An 18,952-nucleotide genomic window follows, 5' to 3' on the forward strand; every position below is an offset into this window, starting at 1 on the left:
CAGCCTTTTCCAAGCCTATCGTCAAAAATGGGCGCTCTCACCGGAACAAGTGGAAACACTTGCGTCCGTAAAATTCCCCTGCTGTTAGGAAGCGAAAACATGGAACTTAAAGACGAAATAATCATCAATGCACCAATGGAACGCGTATACGAAGCATTGAACGATCCCGACATCCTTCGTGAATGCATCCCCGGGTGTGAAGAACTGATCCAACATTCCGACACTGAGCTTGAAGCAAAGATCGTACTGAAAGTCGGGCCTGTGAAGGCGCGTTTTAGCGGTGATGTTCAGTTGGACAAAAGTGGTGCACCTTATGCGTTTTCATTAACGGGGCAGGGCAACGGTGGGGCGGCGGGTCACGCCAAAGGTGGAGCGGATGTAACGCTGGTTGCGGAGGGTGACACGACAATCCTGAGCTATGACGCAAAGGCGCAAATCGGTGGTAAGTTGGCGCAACTGGGCAGTCGGCTTATTCAAAGCACGGCTAAAAAACTCGCGGCCAAATTCTTTAAGAAGTTCGCCGAAGTGCTGGACGGCGAAACGGTTGGCTAATCCAATCACATATCAAGACCACGCGGTCGACGTTTTGGCGCAGGTTGCGACCTATGTGCAAACAGGCCAGCGGTTTGTGTTGATTACCTCGGTGGATATCAAGGGCGGCAGTGCACGTGATCTAGGATCACTGGCTGTCGTCAATGATGCAGGCGAGATGACAGGTTATATGTCCAACGGCTGTATTGATCAGGATATCCTGTTTCAAGCGTTGGAGTGTTTGCAGTCAAGAACGGCACGTTTGCTGCAGTACGGTGACGGGTCACCTTTCCATGATTTGACGTTGCCGTGTGGTGGGTCGCTATCAGTTTGGATCGACCCCGCACCTGACCAATCTGCGCTTGTGGCAGCCTACATTGCTTTGCTGGCACGTGAACCAACATCACTTACGTTCCATCCTCAAGCAATGGAAACGTCTCTCGCTCCGGTCACGATTGTCTATCAACCCAAGGTGGCTCTGACACTTGCGGGGCGAGGCGCCATTTTCCGGGCGACCGCCAGAATTGCTCATGCCATCGGATTTGACGTCACAGGTTTTTCCCCCGACCTACATGATCTGGATGCAGTCACTGCCTATTGTAAAGCAGCCCCAACGCATGTGACGTCTCAGCAGGGCATCACTGAGCTTGAATTGGACGCGACCAGTGGTTTCCTAACACTGTTTCACGATCATGATTGGGAACCTGCGTTCCTTGTCGCTGCACTTGCAACCACGGCCGGATTTGTTGGTGCATTGGGCAGTCAAGGAACCCATGCCGCTCGGCTTGCGCAGTTAGCTGACATGGGCGTCTCATCTGAGGACCAGCGGCGCATCAAGGGGCCAATTGGCTTAGTTCCGTCGTTGCGAAATGCAGATCTGATTGCAGTTTCTGCGTTGGCTGAAATCGCTCAGGCCTTTGCCTATGATCAACAAGTGGTCGTTGAGGCTCTGCAGGGCCATCAAGCCGCAACATTACCCTCCTTTGCAGCAGATAAAGAAGCACCTTTGGTACCTTAATTGGGCAAGTGGCGATTGATTGGGATAACGCTAATGTCAGTTGCGCCCTGCATTTCAAGGTTCTAGGTTCGATAGACCGTTCGCACTCATGGCGAACGTCTGTTTCCTACCCATTCTTCACTTTGCATAACCGCTAACTTTCTTGAGCACCTTGTCCTTTTCTTGCAGTTGTCTTTATGCTTGAAATCAAGACGTCAAAACTTGCGTTCTGCATGCTTCCATTCTTGCTGACACATGCGCCGCACAGCGGTTTCGGAGGATTACCTCATGAGCAGTATTCAAGACCCTAATGATTTTCTGCGCAGCCTGTTTTCGGCCGCCGTTAAGCAGGCCGATCCTATGCGTTGTGTCCCTGCAGCTTTGCCACCCAAGCCCGACGGGCGGGTTGTTGTGTTGGGGGCGGGTAAGGCGTCTGCACGAATGGCTGAGGCGGTCGAGGCTGAATGGGGTCCGTGTGAGGGCTTTGTGATTACGCGATATGGCTACGCGCGGGACTGTCAGGGGATTGAGATCGTCGAAGCGGCACATCCCGTCCCTGATCAGGCGGGCGTGGATGCGACAGGGCAGTTGCTGGAAATAGCCGAGGGGCTGGGGGCAGACGACACGGTCATCATGCTGATTTCGGGCGGTGGTTCGGCGCTTCTTTGTGCGCCTGCTGACGGGCTAACGTTGGATAACAAGCAGACATTGGCCGCGGATATGCTGGCCAGCGGGATGCCGATTGGTGATATTAACGGTATCCGCAAAGAACTATCGGCCGTCAAAGGTGGGCGTCTGGCAGCAGCGGTGTATCCAGCAAAGATTGTAACGTTGATGATATCGGATGTTCCTGGGGATGATCCAAGCGACATCGCAAGTGGACCAACCGTTGGCCATGCAGGAAACGCCCATTTGGCCATTGCGACCTTGGCCAAATGGGGCGTGACCGCGCCGCCTGCGATTGCCTCATATCTGGAAAAGGGTGGAGATCCATTGTCACCCGATGATCCACGTTTGGCTGGGGTGGAAAACATCATCTGCGCGGCGCCGTCGCAGTCTTTGGAAGCAGCAGCAAAGATCGCGCGAGATGCAGGTGTCGATGTTCGCATTCTGGGCGATGCGCTGGAGGGTGAGGCCCGCGATCTTGCGGTCACCCAATCAGAATTGGCGGTTCAAATCGCTGAGGAAAAGCTGTCTCAGCCAGTTCTGTTGTTGTCGGGCGGTGAATGCACTGTGACACGACGTGGGGATGGTATCGGTGGACCCAACGCTGAATTTGTTTTGGCGGCAGCACTGGCTTTGCGGGGGCATCCAAAAATCCACGTGATTGCCTGTGACACGGACGGTGTGGATGGCGCGGCGGAGGTTGCGGGTGCAGTGGCGGACCCAACGACATTGGCTTTGGCCGAAGCGATGGAAATTTCCGCCGAAGGTGCATTGGCTAACAACAACGCGCACGGGTTCTTTGAAGCGATCGGCGCGCAGGTTGTCCCTGGTCCGACATTGACGAACGTGAACGATTTCAGAGCGATTTTGGTCCTGCCATGAGGAGGTGGTTCAAACGACTGACCGTTTTCTTTGCGATGTTGATTGCGGTGTTGGGGGGCATGGTTGCATGTAATTCCTTGCCACAACCCGTTCAGGCGCCCAGTCCGAAAAACCTGCGGATCGCGACCTATAACGTCCATTACATTTGGATGGCGCGTGAGACGGGGGATTGGTCCGTGGGCGATTGGGGACGGCGCAAAAACGCGCTGCAATTGTCTGTTCGTGCATTGGACGCAGATGTGATCGGTTTCCAAGAGATGGAAAGCTTCGGGCGCAACATGGCCCCCGCCAATCTGACATTGGATTATCTGCGCATGAACAACCCCGACTACGCCGCCGCTGCCGTGGGCGACCCTGCAGCGTTTCCATCGACCCAACCTATTTTCTATCGCACAGATAGGCTGCACCTGCGAGATCAGGGGTGGTTCTTTTTCAGCGATACGCCGGATGTGATTTATTCGCGTACCTTTAACGGATCATGGCCCGCGTTTACGTCATGGGCCGAATTTGAAGATACGTCGGGAACAGTTTTTCGGGTCTATAATCTGCATACAGAGTATCGCAGTGCATCCAACCGCCAGCTTTCAGCAAAACTGGTCGCTGACCGCATTGCAGCCCCCGCCGCCCAAATGCCTGTGTTTGTGATTGGTGATTTCAATGCGGTCAGCGGATCAACGACGCTTGGAATTCTGGAAGACGCAGGCGTTACGTTTTGGCCCGCACAGGGATCTACCTACCACTTCAATCGCGGGCTGAACCTGTTTCCTGCCATTGATCATATTGGCGGGACCGAGGGTATCGACCCTATCGGAGAGACGTTTTCAGTGCGTGGCAAATTTGATGGCGAATGGCCGACAGATCACTATCCGATCGTAGGCGATTTCAGGCTTCGCTAGGGTTACATCCAGACCAGATATGTCACGTGGTAAAAGATCGGCGCGGCGAAGATAACGGAATCAAGCTGATCAACAAACCCGCCTTGGCCGGGGATCAGATGTGACCAGTCTTTGATGCCGCGGTCGTTTTTGATCGCGGAGATGACCAGATTTCCAAACATCCCGACGGTGGACGCAAGTGCTGCCATTGCCATGGCCCCAAACACTCCGAATGGCGTGAGCCACGCAAGCAACCCACCAATGATTGAGGCGGATACCACACCGCAGGCCATGCCTTCCCATGTTTTCGCAGAAATTCCGGGGATTATCTTGGTTTTGCCGATACGGCGCCCAAAGAAGAAATCAAGCAAGTCGCCAAATTGAACCACCATGATCAGGAACGCGATGAGAAGGACGCTGCGATCTGCAGGGTAGCTGTCAAATTCGAGCGTCAAAAGTGCCGGCACGTGACTGACGCAAAAGACCGAGATCATCAAAGCCCATTGGGTTTCCGCGACGCGGATCAAGTAACGATCCGAATTGCCGCGAAGGGCGCTCACAATGGGGAGAAGAAGGAAGACGTAGACGGGAATGAAGACCGTGAACAAAGCCTGCCAACCAAACCCGATAAAGATGTATTGCAGCGGTAGGACGACAAAAAAGCCGAGCGCAAGAGACAGGTGATCTGCGCGGCGTTTGTTGGTCAGAGTCATGAATTCTCGCAACGCGGCAAACGACGCGAACGCCGTTAGGACCAAAAGGCCGACCTTTCCCGCAATCAGTGCCAGCGTGAACAAAGTTACGATGACCCACCAGCTGCGCACACGCGTTTTAAAGGTTTCGACGACCGGATTGTCGTCATCCGCTCGCATGCCGAGAACTTCGCCGACGAGTGTGAGAACAATCAAAAGGCCGCAAACGCCGATGAACAGGCCAAGGATTTCTGAGTCAGTCGACGTCATAGACGATCATCCTTTGGCGCAAGTGACACAAGGGCGTTTTCGGCGCGCCTCAGAAAGGCGTCTTTTTCCTCACCGTCATCGACGTGAATTGGCTCACCAAATGTCACGGTGCAAATCAGGGGCAGGGGAATGACTTCGCCCTTAGGCATAATCTCGGTCACATTGGACACCCACGTCGGCACGAGGTCGACGTCAGGGCGCGCTTTGCCCATGTTAAATAGCCCCGCCTTGAAGGGCAGCAGCGGGTCCTCCGTCATGTTACGGTTGCCTTCGGGGAAAATGATCAAAGAGGACCCGTCATCCAAAGCATCAAGAATGTTTTGCATCGGGTCGTGATCTGAGTCGCGCGCTTCGGGGCGGCGATCAACGAGGACGCAATTGAAAACTTCGGGGCCAACAAAAGCGCGCAGTTTATTCTTAAGCCAATAGTCGGCAGCGGCTACGGGGCGCACATCGCGACGCAGGTTTGGCGGCAAGCAGGACCAGATCATGGGCATGTCGGCGTTGCTGACGTGGTTGGCGAAATAGACCCGTTGTCTGTTAACGGGTTCAATGCCCCGCCAATCGGCACGCACGGCAGTCAGGAACCTCACCAACAAGGAGATCGCCAAACCGACGATTTTGGCGGCGGCGCGCCGAGGGAGGGACAGAAGTGATTTCATTAAACAGACATTGGCTGAGGATCGCAGGATTGGAAAGGGGTGCGCCCCGTCCACCCGTGGGACGGGAAGGGCGGGGCGCTTTGCCGATGACGCGGCAAGGGGGATGTTGGCGGTTAGTCTTTGGCGTCGTCGCCGCTAACATATTCGGACAAAATGCGCTCGTTGCGAGCTTCCTCGAGGCGCGTCACACGGTCCTCTGAGAGGCGTTCGTCAAAGCGCAGTTTCACAAAGTTCACCAAAGACAAGGTGAGCAGAAGAATACCGATACCCCAGTACCCTTTGGTCGAAAGCGGCACATCAGGGGACATGTAAAGCGAGAGACCAAGCATCCCGTAGGCGACCACGACTCCTGCGCCGTTAAATAGGGTGATCAATGCGTTGTCGTTTTTGTTGAAGTTGCTCATCGAATTATTCCTTTGATAAATTACAGTAAGTTAAGCGGATTTATTTGAGTTTTTCAGACGGGCCAGAACGTCGTCGGCCGTGGTGCGTGTGGCTGCACCAAAGCCTTGGTCAGCCATGCGGTCCGTCAGAGTTTCGTGGCCTAAATCCCGATCGATATCGCACAGGATTTCGGATTGCTCGAACGGGTCGTCGCGACCCATGACACGGGTGATCAGCTCTTCGGCTTCTTCGACGTTGGATGTGTGCCCGATGGTTGAGCTCAGCTTGGACTGGATCGCTTGTTCACGGCGCACAGCGCGTGCTTGTATCGCACCTTGCTTTAGATCGATGATCCTGCGGTGGCCTGCTTCGATAGAATTGCGCAGACGGATCACTTTCTGATCCAGACGGTCGCAGGTTTCATTGCGGATCGTCAGTTCGTTTTCCATTTGGGCCACGGCTTGTGCCGCTTCTGCTGCAAGGTCATCGCGGCCTTTGTTCAGGGCCTCTTGGGCGCGGTCCATCATGTCGGTAACGCGGTTTTTCAGGCTCTCGCGCTGACGCTCTTCGCTGCGCTGACGCTGGATGAGTGAGGCGAGAGTGGCCTTGGCCGCCTTGAGAGAAGTTTCAGCCTCGCGGATTTTTTGATCAATCAATTCAATCGCAAAAGCATCGCGAACGCGGTCTTCGGAGCGGGCGTTAACCCCTGCAATCAGGGTTGAGAGTGTTTTGAACATATCGCTTCCTTTCATGTGTCGCGGTTCACACCATATCGTGAACGTTGTTCATGAATTAAAGTTAGCGAGGGCGGTTAGGTGTATCAAGCTCTTTTGTGAACAATGTTCATAAAAATTAGGATTGGGCGGCTAAGTGCTTGAGTATCAACGAAATCATTTCATCCAAATGGGCCGCTGGAACCCCCGCAGAGGCCTCATCCAGTCCCAAAAGCACTATTCCATGCACCGATGAGAACAATGCTTTGGTCAAAAGCTGGCGATTCTCGGGGGTGTGATCGGGGAAGATGACGGACAGGGGCGCGTCGATGTAGGCGAACAACTGGCCCATCTCTTGCAAGTACCAATCAGGCGCGGCTTCGCCAGCAGGACGTTCAATATCAAACAGTGCACGCCAAAGGTTAAAGTTCTTGGCCGCGAAGTGGTGATAGGCGTGCGACATCACAATTAACTGTTCGGTCGCATCTTGTGGGGCGTCGGCCAATGCTTCGGCGACCGCAGCGCCAAGCCGTTTGAAGGTGCCAGCATTTACAGCCAGCACCAGATCATTCAAATCACCAAAAACATTGTAGATCGCACCAAGGGCACAGCCCGCATCCTTCGCGAGGTCCCGTGCACGCAGGTTTCTTAGCCCGTCCGCCTTAATCCGGCGTTCAGCCTGAGCGATCAGGGTTTCGCGCAAAGCGGCGCGGCGCAACTCGACTTTTCCAGCCATGACGGTCTCCAGTGAACTTTGTTCAAAGATAGCAGCGCCAGAGGCGTTCGCAAGCTCGTTCTAGGGCTCTTCTTTGACCGGCGCACCGCCCGCAAACAGATTGGGTGCGTGGTAGCCGATCGGATCTTCCTGCATTTGCAGATGCAGGCCGCCATCGGAAAGCGGGTGCGCACGTGCAAGATCTTCGTCCACATCGATGCCAAGACCGGGTGCGGTTGGCACATTGACGTAGCCGTTCTCAATCGTGATCGAGGATTTTATCAGCGCATCGTGGAACGGTGTCTCGATGGTCTCACACATCAGGATGTTGGGCAGGGTCGCCGCGAGTTGAACGTTTGCGGCCCATTCAATCGGACCCGCGTAAAGGTGGGGTGCGACTTGGGCGTTGTAGACCTCTGCCAGTGTTGCGATCTTTTTGGTTTCCCAAATACCACCAGAGCGCCCTAGCGCAGGTTGCAAAATATTGGCTGCACCGCCGCGCAAGATCGGGGCAAATTCGGCCTTAGTGGTTAGGCGTTCGCCGGTGGCGACTGGTATTTTGACCGCTGATGCGACCTTGGCCATTTCGGCCACGGAATCTGGCGGAATGGGTTCTTCGTACCAAAGCGGTGAAAACTTCTCGATGGCTTGACCCATGCGGATCGCGCCGCCCGTTGAAAACTGTCCATGGGTTCCGAACAGCAGATCGGCGCGTGTTCCCACGGCATCGCGAATTTTCTGGCAGAACGCGATGCTGGTTTGGATGTCATGCATCGAGGGCATATGGCCGCTGCGAATAGTGTAGGGGCCTGCAGGGTCGAATTTTACGGCGGTGTAGCCTTTTTCAACCATGCTCACCGCGACTTCGGCAGCCATATCGGCACTGCCCCAAAAATCAGGCAGCGGGTGGTGAGATTCGGGATAAAGGTACGTATAGGCACGGATCTTATCGTTAAGCCGTCCGCCGATCAGCGCATGAACAGGACGATCACGGTCTTTGCCCAAGATGTCCCAACAGGCGATTTCAAGGCCGGACCACGCGCCGATGACAGTTAGGTCGGGGCGTTGGGTGAAACCGGATGAATAGACGCGCCGAAACATCAGTTCGATGTTTTCGGGGTTTTCGCCCTGCATGTGGCGTTCGAACACATCTTTGATGACATGGGTCATCGCATCGGGGCCGACCGAGCTTGCGTAACATTCGCCCCAGCCTGTGATGCCTGTATCAGTCGTGACTTTGACCAAGATCCAATAGCGCCCACCCCAGCCGGGGGCCGGCGGGGCCGTGATGATGACGTCTAGATCTTGGAGTTTCATGTCAAAGCCCCAGTGCGTTGGCGAAGGCCATTAATGCGGAATCGATATACTGGATGACCTCGAGTGGCCCAAAGAAATACAAATCGGGTGCTTGGATATCATCCATATAGATTTGGAGCTGAAGGCCACTTTGGGCATTGAGAACAATGTCACGCGTTTCATCAACTGCCATGGTCCCGACGGCGGAATCGACAACCGCCAGTGCTCCTTGGTCAATCGTGCCTGGAGCAAGTCCCTCAAGAAAAGGGCGCACATTTTCACTGTCGAAATTCATCGAAGTCTCAGCGGAGTGGCCGGCAATCGGTTCTGCCGCTTGGGCGGGCGCTTTGAACAAGTTTGCAAGGAAACGGATCATCTGTTGGCTTTCTATTAAAAATAGGGCCTTTGATTAAAACACAATCACGTTGCGTTTGGCGGCCCCTGTCTTGGTATCCTCAATCGCTTCGTTGATCTGGTCAAGCGACCATGTGCCAGAGATAAGTTCGTCCAGCTTGAGGCGACCTTGTTTGTAGAGATCAACCATCCACGGGATATCGCGTTTGATTACCACGTCCCCCATCTTGGAACCGATCATGCCTTGGCCCGCGGCGGCAAAGTTGGCCGCCTCGTATTCCGAAAAGGCACCGGATGGCGGCATTCCGACCATAATAATATTGCCACCTTTCGCGAGGTAACGTGGCGCTTGGTTGTAAACTGGTGCAACGCCGACAGTGACAAGGACGGCATCTGCGCCACGGCCCATGGTTTTCTTGGCTTCTTTCCACGGCTCTCCTGTTGCAAGAACCGCATCGGTCGCGCCAAATTCTTTGGCCACATCGAGTTTGGACGGTTCCATATCTACGGCCACGATGCGACGCGCACCTGCGATGGCCGCCCCTTGGATTGCATTTAGGCCAACGCCGCCCGCGCCGATAACAACAACATCCTGACCGGGGCGGACTTTGGCGGCATTCACAACAGCGCCAATACCGGTGATGACGCCGCAGGCCAAAAGACTTGCGACTTCCATACTGATCCCATCTGGGAGTGTCACAACCTGAGAGCTGTCCACGACAACCTTTTCCGCAAAGCCACCACAGGCCATTGCTTGGTGGAGCTTGCCGCCGTCGGTGGTTTTGATCGGACCATGGTCGCCGTCATATGGCTCTTCGCAGTTGGTCGGGCGGGCCGCAGAACAGGAGGGGCAGGTTCCGCATGCGCGGATCAGTGTGACGACGACCTTGTCGCCCAGGTTTACTCCGCGTGCATTCGGGCCTGTGGCGGTAACGATTCCAGCGGCCTCGTGGCCATAAACGGCGGGCAATGAGCCGCCCCAATGCCCTTCGGCGTAGGTGATGTCGGAATGGCAAATTGCACAGGCGGCGAGCGTAACTTCGACCTCTTCACCGATAGGCGCGCGGATCGCGATCTCTTCGATTGCGAAAGGTTCGCCAAATGCATGACAGACTGCGGCTTTGATTGTGGACATTGGGTGCTCCGGTCAAATCTTTCGAACGACCGTGGCGATGCTGTGCGAAGGAAGCAAGCAAGAATGCGACATGGGTTGCCTTTACACGACGACAGTCCGTTTGCGCCCCAAAAAGACGATCATACAGGCGATCATGATTGCAGCGGACAACGCAAAGGCCGCACCGGGGAAGTAAACACCAGTTTCGTTGGTAAACGCCCAAAACAACTGCGTCATTACAAGCGGCGAGAAGATCATGGCCATGGATCGCGCAGAAGAGATGACGCCCTGCAATTCACCTTGTTGGTCATCGCCTGCGCGTTTTGACATCAGCCCTTGCACTGCAGGATTAACAACAGCCCCCAATGACGTAAGCGGTATGAACGCCAACGCGACCCAGCCGTTGGTTATCAATGTCAAAGCAATGAAAGCCAAAAAGTTAAAGGCAATGCCATAAATTATGGTGACGCGTTCGCCCCAATGTTTCAGTGCTATACGGATCAAGACAGCTTGCACAAAGGCCATACCGATCCCAAACAATGCTAGCGAAACACCAACCATACCAGGTGACCAGCCGAACGCTTCTTTTGTGAAATAGGCCCACGTGGCGGGATAGGCGATAAACGCGAACTCATAAAGAAACACCAACAGGATCAAGCGACGCAAACCATCAAGCTGCGAAAGTGCCTTGAATGCGCCAAACGGGTTCGCGCGCCGCAGCGAAAACGGCCGGCGAATGCGGTCAGTCACGGTTTCGGGCAGCACGAAATACCCGAAACACAAGTTAATCGCGCCCAGTGCGGCAGCTGCATAGAACGGCGCTCGGGTGCCAAGCTCGCCCAGTAGACCACCTATCACGGGTCCCAAAACAAAGCCGAGCCCAAAGGCCGCCCCAAGCAGCCCGAAATTCGCAGATTTTTCTTCGGGCTCTGAGATATCCGCAATAAACGCGTGTGCTGCAGATTGGGTTGCGGCGGTGATGCCGCCAATAACGCGCGTCACGAACAACAGCCAAATGGTCCCTGCCACTGCCATGACCAAGTAATCCAGCGTCATTACAAACAGCGAAATAAGCAGAATAGGGCGACGGCCAAAACGGTCCGACAACGATCCAAGAACCGGTCCGAAAATGAACTGCATGACTGCAAACGTGGTGGCCAGAATGCCGCCCCAGATGGCGGCTGTTCCGATTGTGCCACCGTTTACCTCAGCAATGAGGTCCGGCATCACCGGCAGAATGAGCCCGATGCCCATGGCATCAAGAGTCAGTGTCATAAGAATAAACAGGAAGGCGCGTTTGCGCTGGATTGGTGTCATGTTGGGCATTTAAGGGCGTGATTGCCAAATGAGAAGGGGGCGGGCCGTAACGTTAGACGTGGCCGATCCCACTTAGGAACTCATTCAGCTTGGCTGCAATATCTTCTGGGTGGGTGACAGTCGCGATATGGCCTGCGCCATGGATCAGGTGAAACTGCGATCCGGGCACAAGATCAGTGGTCTCGCGTACAAGGTCAGGGGGCGTTGCTTTATCTCCGTTGCCGCACATACCCAAAGTCGGAAGGCGCAAACCTGACGTTGGCGTGTAAAAATCAGTTCCGGCAAGGGCCTCGCATGTGGCGGCGTAGCCTTCTGGATTGACTTGCAACAACCATTCTTTCAGCTCTTTGCTGTCATCGCCTGCGTTCCAGCGATCCATGGTGCTGTCTACGACGGCCTGAATCCCTTTTTCGCGCACGGCCTTGGCGCGCTCGTGCCATGGTTCAGGTTGGCCGACTTTTGCGGCTGAGGCGATCATCACCATGCCACGAACAAGATCGAGACGTTTAACAGCCAGCCCTTGCGCAACCATTCCGCCAACGGACAGGCCGACAAAAACCACATCCCGCAGATCGAGTGCATCACAAACCGCTTCGGCATCCGAGATCAGCGTCCCCATGCTGTAGGGACCTTCAGGGGCGTCCGATTGGCCGTGCCCGCGCAGGTCGTAACGCACAGATCGATAGTTTGGCAGGCGATCCACCACCCCATCCCAGACATGATGATCAAGGCCAAGACAATGAGAAAACACCAACGTCGGGCCACTGCCGCTTTCGGTGGCAAATAGAGTCGCGCCTTTTGCGTTTATCTTATGCGTTTTCGTCATCGCCCATCACCATATGTGCGATGATCTGGCCGTGATCTGACGCGAGCTTGTTATATGGCGCTTCGGGGTGGGACCCGTCGGTGATGTGGTCATTCAGCACCGAGAAATACTCCATCTCGCCGAGTTTGGCCGCATAATCGGGGTGAAAATGGCGCGACATGTAAATCTGGTCAATCGATTCATAAGTGCCGCCAAATGCCGAAGTATAGACCATGTCGCGCGCTGATTTTCGCACGAACATCTTTTCAGCCGAATGCAGGCGGACACGGTTGATGTCTTCTGTGATCTGTTCGTTTTCTGCCTTGGTATAACGATCCTGAGGGGTCTTGGCGTCGTGACGCAGCATCCAAGAGTAGTTCTTGAATGGTGTTTCGCCGGAAATGATTTCCGAGCTGACTGCATGTTCGCCGTCGTTGAAATCCCCGAGCACCATCACAGGGTTGCCGGCCTCTAGTTCTTTGATGATTTCTGCGCGCAGAACCCATGCTTCTGCCATGCGACGCAACGCGGCCCGCAATGCACCCAGTGCGCGGGTGGTCGGGTCGTATTTGGTCAGGTCTGCGGCGGGCGGAAAATCTGCGCCAGCTGGTTTCTGATGTTCGCCAAGCTTGGACTTCAGGTGACAGTTGAACACTGTGATGACGGCACCGCCAACAGGGATACGCGCCTTTAGGATTGGTCGTGAAAGGCGGCGTAGCCGGTAGTAGCCCGCATCATCATCACCATCCGCACCGCGCAACGCAGAAAATGGAATGTCGACTGGTTCGGGAAGATCTTGCATGACTTCGGGCGTGCCGACAAAGCCAAACCGTGACAGGATCGCAACGCCCGGTCTGCGTTGGCCCGGTTCGCCGTCAGCGACATTGGGGGCGACGGCAAGCGCGCCTTTGCCCTCAAAGTAGGGCGTATAGGCCAAGCGGCGAAAGATCGCGCGACGGTGGTATCGTTTGGATTCGTCAGGCACAGAGGCGTCATTGGATGCTTGACCACGCAAGTCGGTTTCAGTGATGACGTCGCGCAAATCGCCTTCGTCAAAGATCTCTTGAAAACCGACGATGTCCGCGTCCATGGTCAGAAGCTGATCTGCCATCCAGTCCAGTTTCCACGCATGTTCTTCGGGCGTGTATTTCATGAACTTGTAGTATTCCTGATCGGGTCCGATCAGGTTTTTGACATTGAAACTGGCGATGGTGAAACGGGTCATGGAACAGCTTTCATTAGGATAAGACAGGCGGAGCCCCGATTTAAGAGCCCAAGGAAAAGCAGGGTTAGGACAAGGTGTCCAGTGCGCGCATGAACTGCGTCGGGTCAACATTGCCGCCTGATATGGTGACGATGACCGCATCCCCGTCGATACCGTTGGACCGATAAAGCGCCGCTGCTAGCGCCGCAGCTCCGCCGGGTTCCGCGACAAGCTTTAGACGTAAGAAGGCCTGTGCCATAGCGCGCAAAGCTTCATCTTCAGAGATCGCAAGCCCTGGCCCGCACAACCGTTTCATAATCGGGAATGTCAGATCGCCTGCTTGGGGGGTGATAATGGCATCGCAAATGTTGCCTGATGCTGCGGTGTTACGCTCAATCCTGCCTGAGCGCAGCGATCGTGCAACATCATCAAATTCTTCAGGCTCAACAGGGCGGATGCGTAAGGTCGGGGCGTCTGCTTCACAGGCCAAAGCGATGCCCGATGTCAGGCCACCACCGCCGCAACACACCAGCACATCGGCATTCTTGATCCCAAGTGCGTTGGCGTCTTCGGCGATTTCAAGCCCACAGGTGCCTTGCCCGGCAATGACCAAAGGTTCGTCGAACGGCTTGATCAGGGTCAGCCCGCGTTCATTGGCCAGTCGGGCACCGATTTCGTCACGATCTTCGGTGTCACGATCATAAAGAACGACTTCGGCACCAAGGGCGCGCGTGTTGTTGATTTTCAACTGGGGTGCGTCTGCGGGCATGATGATCACGGATGAGGTCCCATGACGGGCGGCGGCCAGTGCGACGCCTTGGGCGTGGTTGCCAGACGAAAACGCAATGACGCCTCGGGCGCGGATCGCCGGATCAAGTGCTGAGAGGGCGGACCAGCCGCCGCGAAACTTGAAGGAACCCGTGTGCTGAAGGCATTCGGGTTTTACAAATACCTTGCGGCCCGCAATCTCATCGAGGAACGGCGAAGACAGCAAAGGCGTGCGACGTGCGTGCCCGCTCAGGCGAACAGCTGCGTCGCGGATCATGTCGATGTTGCAGGCTTCGCTCATAGGTCTTGTATCCAGTCTTGTAGAACGGAAATGGATTCCGGTTCGTCTAGAAATGGCACATGGCCACGGCCCAGCACTGTGGCGGCATGGGCATCGGGGCGTCGGTTACGCATTTCATCAAAGGCTGCTGCGGACAGCAGGTCAGAAGCATCACCGCGTAAGAATGCCAATGGCAATCCTGCCATCGCGTCAAACACCGGCCACAAGTCGGGCGCGAGGTTGGTGCTGGCGGCCAAAACGGTGTCGGCCAGTTTAGGATCATAATTGATCAAAAGGCCCGCGTCCGTTTGCGTGTAGTGATTGCGGACTTCTGTTTGCCAGCGTTCCATTGGAACGCCCTTGAAATGCGACCACGCCTTGGCGCGAAATTGCGCCGCTTCGTCGTGTGTTCTCTGGGCGGGGTTACGACCGATGTAGTCTTTGATGACGCTCAAGCCGGCGGCTTCGATTTCTGGGCCAATGTCATTGAGAGCCACGCCGAGCAGGCGATCCTTAGCCGTCGCCGCAAGCACCATTGCGATAAGCCCGCCACGCGACGTGCCCAGCACTGCGGCTTTGTCGATGCTAAGGTGGTCAAGTAATGCGAGGGCATCCATGCCTTCTTGCGGGATTGTATAGCTCGCCGGATCGGCCCAATCAGACTGGCCGCGCCCGCGATAATCCATTCGGATAAGTCGAATTCCGCGTTTCAGTAAATGTGGGGCGACATGGTCGAAGTCATGGGTATTGCGAGTCAGGCCAGCGAGAGCCAGAACAGGCAAGCCTGTTCCCTCGTCAGTGAAATAAAGTTGGGTTCCGTCGGCGGTCGTAAACTTGGGCATCAGACCAGATCAGGGATCGTTTTCAGGTCTTTAAGGGTGCGATGAGGTGTGGCCCACAGACGGTCTTGGGGTTTGTCGTCGCGATTAACCCAAACCGTCGCAAAACCGTAACCTGCCGCGCCAGCTGCGTCCCAACCATTGGACGATGCGAACAATACTTCGGATTGGGCGACATCAAAGCGATCCCAAACTAGGTCATAGACGAGATTGTGAGGCTTGTAGATTTGCACCTCTTCGACGCTGAGAACATCATCAAGGTATTCGCCGATACCAGCAGAACGCACAGCATTAACCAGCATATCGGGCGATCCATTGGATAAGATCGCGACGTTCATGTCTTTCTCTTTCAGTGCTTTCAACATGGCGGGCACTTCGGGAAAGGCGGGAAGTTCCTTGTAGACCGAAAGAAGTTTGGCCCGCAGCGCGTTGTCTGCAAGACCGTTGTTTTCCATTGCCCAATCCAGCGAATCTTGGGTGACTTGCCAGAACGGGATATGGCGACCCGAGATGGCACGCAGCCATGAGTATTCGAGCTGCTTGGCGCGCCAATCCGCCGATAAACTGCCCCAAACCGCTGCCAATTGCGCCTGTCCCGGTTCTTTGGCGACGTTGCGGGCGGCTGCGCCCACGTCAAACAAGGTGCCGTAAGCGTCGAAAATGCAGGTGTTTATGGTCATGGGAACCCTTTCAGTTGTAGGTAGCTTGGCATGGGCGGATAGCGTTTGGAACCCTCAATAGGGCGGAAGTTTTAGGCGTTATAACCGATAGGTAAGTGCCGCGCGGATCAATGGTGTGATCTCCGCTAGTGGAATAGGCATATCTGGCGACAAGTGGACGGCGCGATTGCCATCGAATTTCATCTCAGGTGGAGCGAGTGCGCGGTAGTCCGACATGACCGTGGTTTGGCAATGAGTGAAAACCGCCAAATGACCAGATTTGGTTGTGCCCAACCGAATGGGGGTGCCGGCCTTTGTATCAGGTGTTGCATAGGACGGCTGACCCCACTTTAGCGTTTCTTCAATGCGGCCAACTGGCAAGGCATGAGCTTGTTCAAAGATCAGCGTGCGGATGGCTAACAACCCTGCGCGGTGGTTGTCTTGCATATCGTCAAATGCGGCGCTGACGGCGCTGGTTTGAAACGGCTGTTGCATAGGACGAGCGTCGCGCAAGAGGCGCTGATTTGCAATCCCGTGGGCCGATTGGTAGGCAGCCGCCAAATTAATCACGCTAAAGGATAGCACCATGAGCCAAGTTAAATCAGGCGATACCGTTTCCATTCACTACACGGGCACATTGACCGACGGCAGCACGTTTGATTCCAGCGAAGGGCGCGATCCTTTGGAATTCGTCGTTGGGTCCGGTCAGATCATTCCTGGTTTGGACAAGGCGATCCCTGGCATGGCCGTAGGCGATAAAAAAGTTGTCGAAATCCCATGCGCTGAGGCCTATGGCGAAAGCAATCCTGCGAACCGTCAGTCCATCCCTCGTGAACAAATTCCAGCAGAAATTCCGTTGGCAATGGGGCTGACATTGCAGATGCAATCACCTGACGGTCAGCACGTAATGCCAGTTACCGTCGTTGAGATGACTGAAGAAGAAGTGACGTTGGATGCCAACCATGCGCTCGCAGGCAAAGACCTGACATTCGCGATCGAGCTGACGTCAATTAAGGCGAGCTAAACCGTTGGTCTTCAGACAAACGGGCTGCGCAGATCAGCGCGGCCCGTTTGCGTTAGAGGGTTGGTTTAGATGAACCGCAAGATGGTCGGCAGCCCACCGACAAAGAGTGCCGCGGCGGTAAACAGCCATGCACCTAGGCAAAGCAGGGCGCGCTGCTTGGACATCCGGCGATAGGGCGCACGACCATCGCCGCCGCCAGTCTGCATCATGTGCTGAACCGTCATGAGGACAATGAAAATCAGAAAAATACGTTGCGACAAGAGCGCGATCAATCCGATCAATGCGGCTGAGGTCGCGAAGATGTAAAACGGTGCGCGGTCGTGGAATACAGAGGTGATGCTGGCCGTCAGGCGCCCTCCGTCTAATGGCCAGATCGGCAGTAGGTTAAAGAAGTTCAACGCGCCGCAAATGCTGGCAAATGTCATCAACGGACCATAAGCGGCAGGCATCACATTGATCGACATCCCAGCCAATCCGTAGGCCAGAACCATAGGGGCGATGCAGATTGCAGGACCCATCAGCGTTATGAAAACGCTTTCTTCTTGCGTGTCGGGTTCGCGATTTGAAATCGCGTAGCCGCCCAATAACGGGACAAGCCGGAACCGTGCATCATCGTGGCCCGCCACACGGAACGCGGCGACATGTCCAAATTCATGGATCACGACAACAAGGATGAGGGACAGCCCAAAGACGGGCCCAAATAGGAACACAGCCAAAATTACGGCCAAAATCGAGATGCCTATGCCTTGTGGGTCCATACCCAACACGGTCATCTTCGTTCGCGACACCAGACCGCCGCGCAAAGCATAGGCGGTGGCAAGGCACGCAATAATGCCTGCCAAAAGTGTGACTGAACCGCTCATTACGAACCGCCTGTTAGGCTAGGTTTTCGAGGGCGGGCATCATCATGACGTGCAGGCCACCATCGACGTGAACGATTTCACCCGTTGTTGATGCCCCTACGTCAGATGCCAAGTAAACGGCCGTGCCGCCAACTGCGTCAAGGGACGCGTTCTGGCGCATCGGCGCATTGGCCTCGGCGTATTTAAACGTGCGACGCGCACCTGCGATTGCGGCACCAGCAAGTGTTTTCATTGGTCCTGGGCTGATCGCGTTAACACGAATACCTTGCGGTCCAAGATCGGCAGCCAAATAGCGGGTCGCAGATTCAAGGGCGGCTTTGGCAACGCCCATGACGTTGTAATTTGGCGTGATGCGCTGGCTGCCATCATAGGTCAGCGTCAGCAGCGTGCCGCCGTCTGGCATGATCTGGGACGCACGTTTGGCCACGTCAATAAAGCTGTAGCAGCTGATGGCCATTGAGTTGGTAAAGTTGGCGCGAGTTGTATCTGACACGCGACCTGTCAATTCGTTCTTGTCAGAATATGCAATCGCGTGGACCAGAAAATCGATCTTGCCCCACTTGTCTTTCAACGTCTGAAAACAAGTGTCGAGTGACGCGTCATCCATAACATCCGCTTCGACCAAAGTGTCCGAGCCAACAGATTCAGCAAGTGGCCCAACCCGTTTCAACAACTGTTCGCCCTGATAGGAGAACGCCAGTTCCGCGCCAGCCGCATGCATCTGCTTTGCGATGCCCCAAGCAATAGAGCGGTCATTGGCGACCCCCATGATAAGTCCGCGCTTGCCGTTCATGTCGATGGTCATAGCCTGCTCTCCATTAATTAAAGTGGGTTTGCGACGGATTAGGGGGGCGGGTCAAGCTTCCGGTGAGCCAATTGAGACAGTTATGCTGTGATCGGAGGCCTTGTATAACTTTACGGCTCCCGCCTTTCGTGGCCCGTATTCCAGAATGGCCGCTTCTAGATTTAGGAGTTCTTGCCCTTACGGCAGGTCCCGTGGCGAATCGTTGTGCCGTTCGACAAGAATCGGCAGCATCACCGG

22 protein-coding genes are annotated in these 18,952 nt (G+C 55.2%); 5 read left to right on the forward strand and 17 right to left on the reverse strand.

The features are described from left to right. The first annotated feature begins 99 nt into the window (after positions 1-99). The 4 genes from L0666_RS08895 (at position 100) to L0666_RS08910 (ending at position 3,972) form a co-directional block, all read left to right on the forward strand. Positions 100-552 (forward strand): CoxG family protein, encoded by a 453-nt coding sequence (locus L0666_RS08895; protein ID WP_235260642.1) that lies wholly within the window; start codon positions 100-102, stop codon positions 550-552. After that, positions 545-1,549 (forward strand): XdhC family protein, encoded by a 1,005-nt coding sequence (locus L0666_RS08900; RefSeq protein WP_235260644.1) that lies wholly within the window; start codon positions 545-547, stop codon positions 1,547-1,549. Before L0666_RS08895 ends, L0666_RS08900 begins: the two co-directional genes overlap by 8 nt. A gap of 267 nt (positions 1,550-1,816) precedes the next feature. Further along, on the forward strand, positions 1,817-3,076 hold the full coding sequence (locus L0666_RS08905) for a glycerate kinase type-2 family protein (protein WP_235260646.1): 1,260 nt from the start codon (positions 1,817-1,819) through the stop codon (positions 3,074-3,076). After that, entirely contained in the window at positions 3,073-3,972 is a 900-nt protein-coding gene (locus tag L0666_RS08910) for an endonuclease/exonuclease/phosphatase family protein (RefSeq protein WP_235260654.1), read from the forward strand. Before L0666_RS08905 ends, L0666_RS08910 begins: the two co-directional genes overlap by 4 nt. Before the next feature lie 2 nt (positions 3,973-3,974). Here L0666_RS08910 and L0666_RS08915 read toward each other — a convergent pair whose 3' ends face one another. The 15 genes from L0666_RS08915 to L0666_RS08985 form a co-directional block, all read right to left on the reverse strand. Then, positions 3,975-4,913, reverse strand: coding sequence for a phosphatidate cytidylyltransferase (locus L0666_RS08915; protein WP_235260656.1), 939 nt, complete (start codon positions 4,911-4,913; stop codon positions 3,975-3,977). Continuing rightward, the gene (locus L0666_RS08920) at positions 4,910-5,575 is read right to left on the reverse strand and encodes a lysophospholipid acyltransferase family protein (protein ID WP_235260658.1); all 666 of its coding nucleotides are present in this window, start codon (positions 5,573-5,575) and stop codon (positions 4,910-4,912) included. Before L0666_RS08920 ends, L0666_RS08915 begins: the two co-directional genes overlap by 4 nt. 113 nt (positions 5,576-5,688) lie before the next feature. Next, positions 5,689-5,979, reverse strand: a complete 291-nt coding sequence (locus L0666_RS08925) for a hypothetical protein (protein ID WP_235260659.1) — start codon at positions 5,977-5,979, stop codon at positions 5,689-5,691. A gap of 30 nt (positions 5,980-6,009) precedes the next feature. After that, the gene (locus L0666_RS08930) at positions 6,010-6,696 is read right to left on the reverse strand and encodes a PspA/IM30 family protein (RefSeq protein WP_235260667.1); all 687 of its coding nucleotides are present in this window, start codon (positions 6,694-6,696) and stop codon (positions 6,010-6,012) included. A gap of 115 nt (positions 6,697-6,811) precedes the next feature. Further along, a complete protein-coding gene (locus tag L0666_RS08935) occupies positions 6,812-7,408 on the reverse strand; it encodes a TetR/AcrR family transcriptional regulator (RefSeq protein ID WP_235260669.1) in 597 nt (198 codons plus the stop codon). Between the two features lie 60 nt (positions 7,409-7,468). Continuing rightward, positions 7,469-8,704, reverse strand: coding sequence for a mandelate racemase/muconate lactonizing enzyme family protein (locus L0666_RS08940; RefSeq protein ID WP_235260671.1), 1,236 nt, complete (start codon positions 8,702-8,704; stop codon positions 7,469-7,471). A 1-nt stretch (position 8,705) separates the two neighbouring features. After that, positions 8,706-9,059 carry a hypothetical protein gene (locus L0666_RS08945; protein ID WP_235260673.1) on the reverse strand — a complete coding sequence of 118 codons (354 nt, stop codon included), beginning with the start codon at positions 9,057-9,059 and terminating at the stop codon, positions 8,706-8,708. Between the two features lie 33 nt (positions 9,060-9,092). Continuing rightward, entirely contained in the window at positions 9,093-10,172 is a 1,080-nt protein-coding gene (locus L0666_RS08950) for a zinc-binding dehydrogenase (protein WP_235260682.1), read from the reverse strand. Positions 10,173-10,253: 81 nt separating this feature from the next. Further along, a complete protein-coding gene (locus L0666_RS08955) occupies positions 10,254-11,468 on the reverse strand; it encodes a TCR/Tet family MFS transporter (protein ID WP_235261418.1) in 1,215 nt (404 codons plus the stop codon). A 52-nt stretch (positions 11,469-11,520) separates the two neighbouring features. Beyond that, on the reverse strand, positions 11,521-12,294 hold the full coding sequence (locus tag L0666_RS08960; protein ID WP_235260688.1) for an alpha/beta fold hydrolase: 774 nt from the start codon (positions 12,292-12,294) through the stop codon (positions 11,521-11,523). Next, entirely contained in the window at positions 12,278-13,498 is a 1,221-nt protein-coding gene (locus tag L0666_RS08965; RefSeq protein ID WP_235260695.1) for an endonuclease/exonuclease/phosphatase family protein, read from the reverse strand. Before L0666_RS08965 ends, L0666_RS08960 begins: the two co-directional genes overlap by 17 nt. 64 nt (positions 13,499-13,562) lie before the next feature. Further along, on the reverse strand, positions 13,563-14,546 hold the full coding sequence (locus L0666_RS08970) for a threonine ammonia-lyase (protein WP_235260697.1): 984 nt from the start codon (positions 14,544-14,546) through the stop codon (positions 13,563-13,565). Next, the gene (locus L0666_RS08975; protein WP_235260699.1) at positions 14,543-15,367 is read right to left on the reverse strand and encodes an alpha/beta fold hydrolase; all 825 of its coding nucleotides are present in this window, start codon (positions 15,365-15,367) and stop codon (positions 14,543-14,545) included. The genes L0666_RS08970 and L0666_RS08975 overlap by 4 nt, the downstream gene beginning before the upstream one ends. Then, the gene (locus tag L0666_RS08980; RefSeq protein WP_235260713.1) at positions 15,367-16,044 is read right to left on the reverse strand and encodes a haloacid dehalogenase type II; all 678 of its coding nucleotides are present in this window, start codon (positions 16,042-16,044) and stop codon (positions 15,367-15,369) included. Before L0666_RS08980 ends, L0666_RS08975 begins: the two co-directional genes overlap by 1 nt. A gap of 78 nt (positions 16,045-16,122) precedes the next feature. Continuing rightward, entirely contained in the window at positions 16,123-16,518 is a 396-nt protein-coding gene (locus tag L0666_RS08985) for a DUF1801 domain-containing protein (protein WP_235260721.1), read from the reverse strand. 91 nt (positions 16,519-16,609) lie between these two features. On the opposite strand from L0666_RS08985, the gene L0666_RS08990 reads away from it, so the two are divergent. Continuing rightward, the gene (locus tag L0666_RS08990; RefSeq protein ID WP_235260723.1) at positions 16,610-17,047 is read left to right on the forward strand and encodes an FKBP-type peptidyl-prolyl cis-trans isomerase; all 438 of its coding nucleotides are present in this window, start codon (positions 16,610-16,612) and stop codon (positions 17,045-17,047) included. A gap of 65 nt (positions 17,048-17,112) precedes the next feature. Here the strand turns inward: L0666_RS08990 and L0666_RS08995 are convergent, their stop codons facing one another. Then, on the reverse strand, positions 17,113-17,910 hold the full coding sequence (locus L0666_RS08995) for a metalloprotease (RefSeq protein WP_235260725.1): 798 nt from the start codon (positions 17,908-17,910) through the stop codon (positions 17,113-17,115). Between the two features lie 13 nt (positions 17,911-17,923). Further along, positions 17,924-18,715 (reverse strand): enoyl-ACP reductase FabI, encoded by a 792-nt coding sequence (locus tag L0666_RS09000; protein ID WP_235260727.1) that lies wholly within the window; start codon positions 18,713-18,715, stop codon positions 17,924-17,926. Between the last annotated feature and the right edge of the window lie 237 nt (positions 18,716-18,952).

The organism is Octadecabacter algicola (genome assembly GCF_021532625.1).
Classification (GTDB): Bacteria; Pseudomonadota; Alphaproteobacteria; order Rhodobacterales; family Rhodobacteraceae; genus Octadecabacter; species Octadecabacter algicola.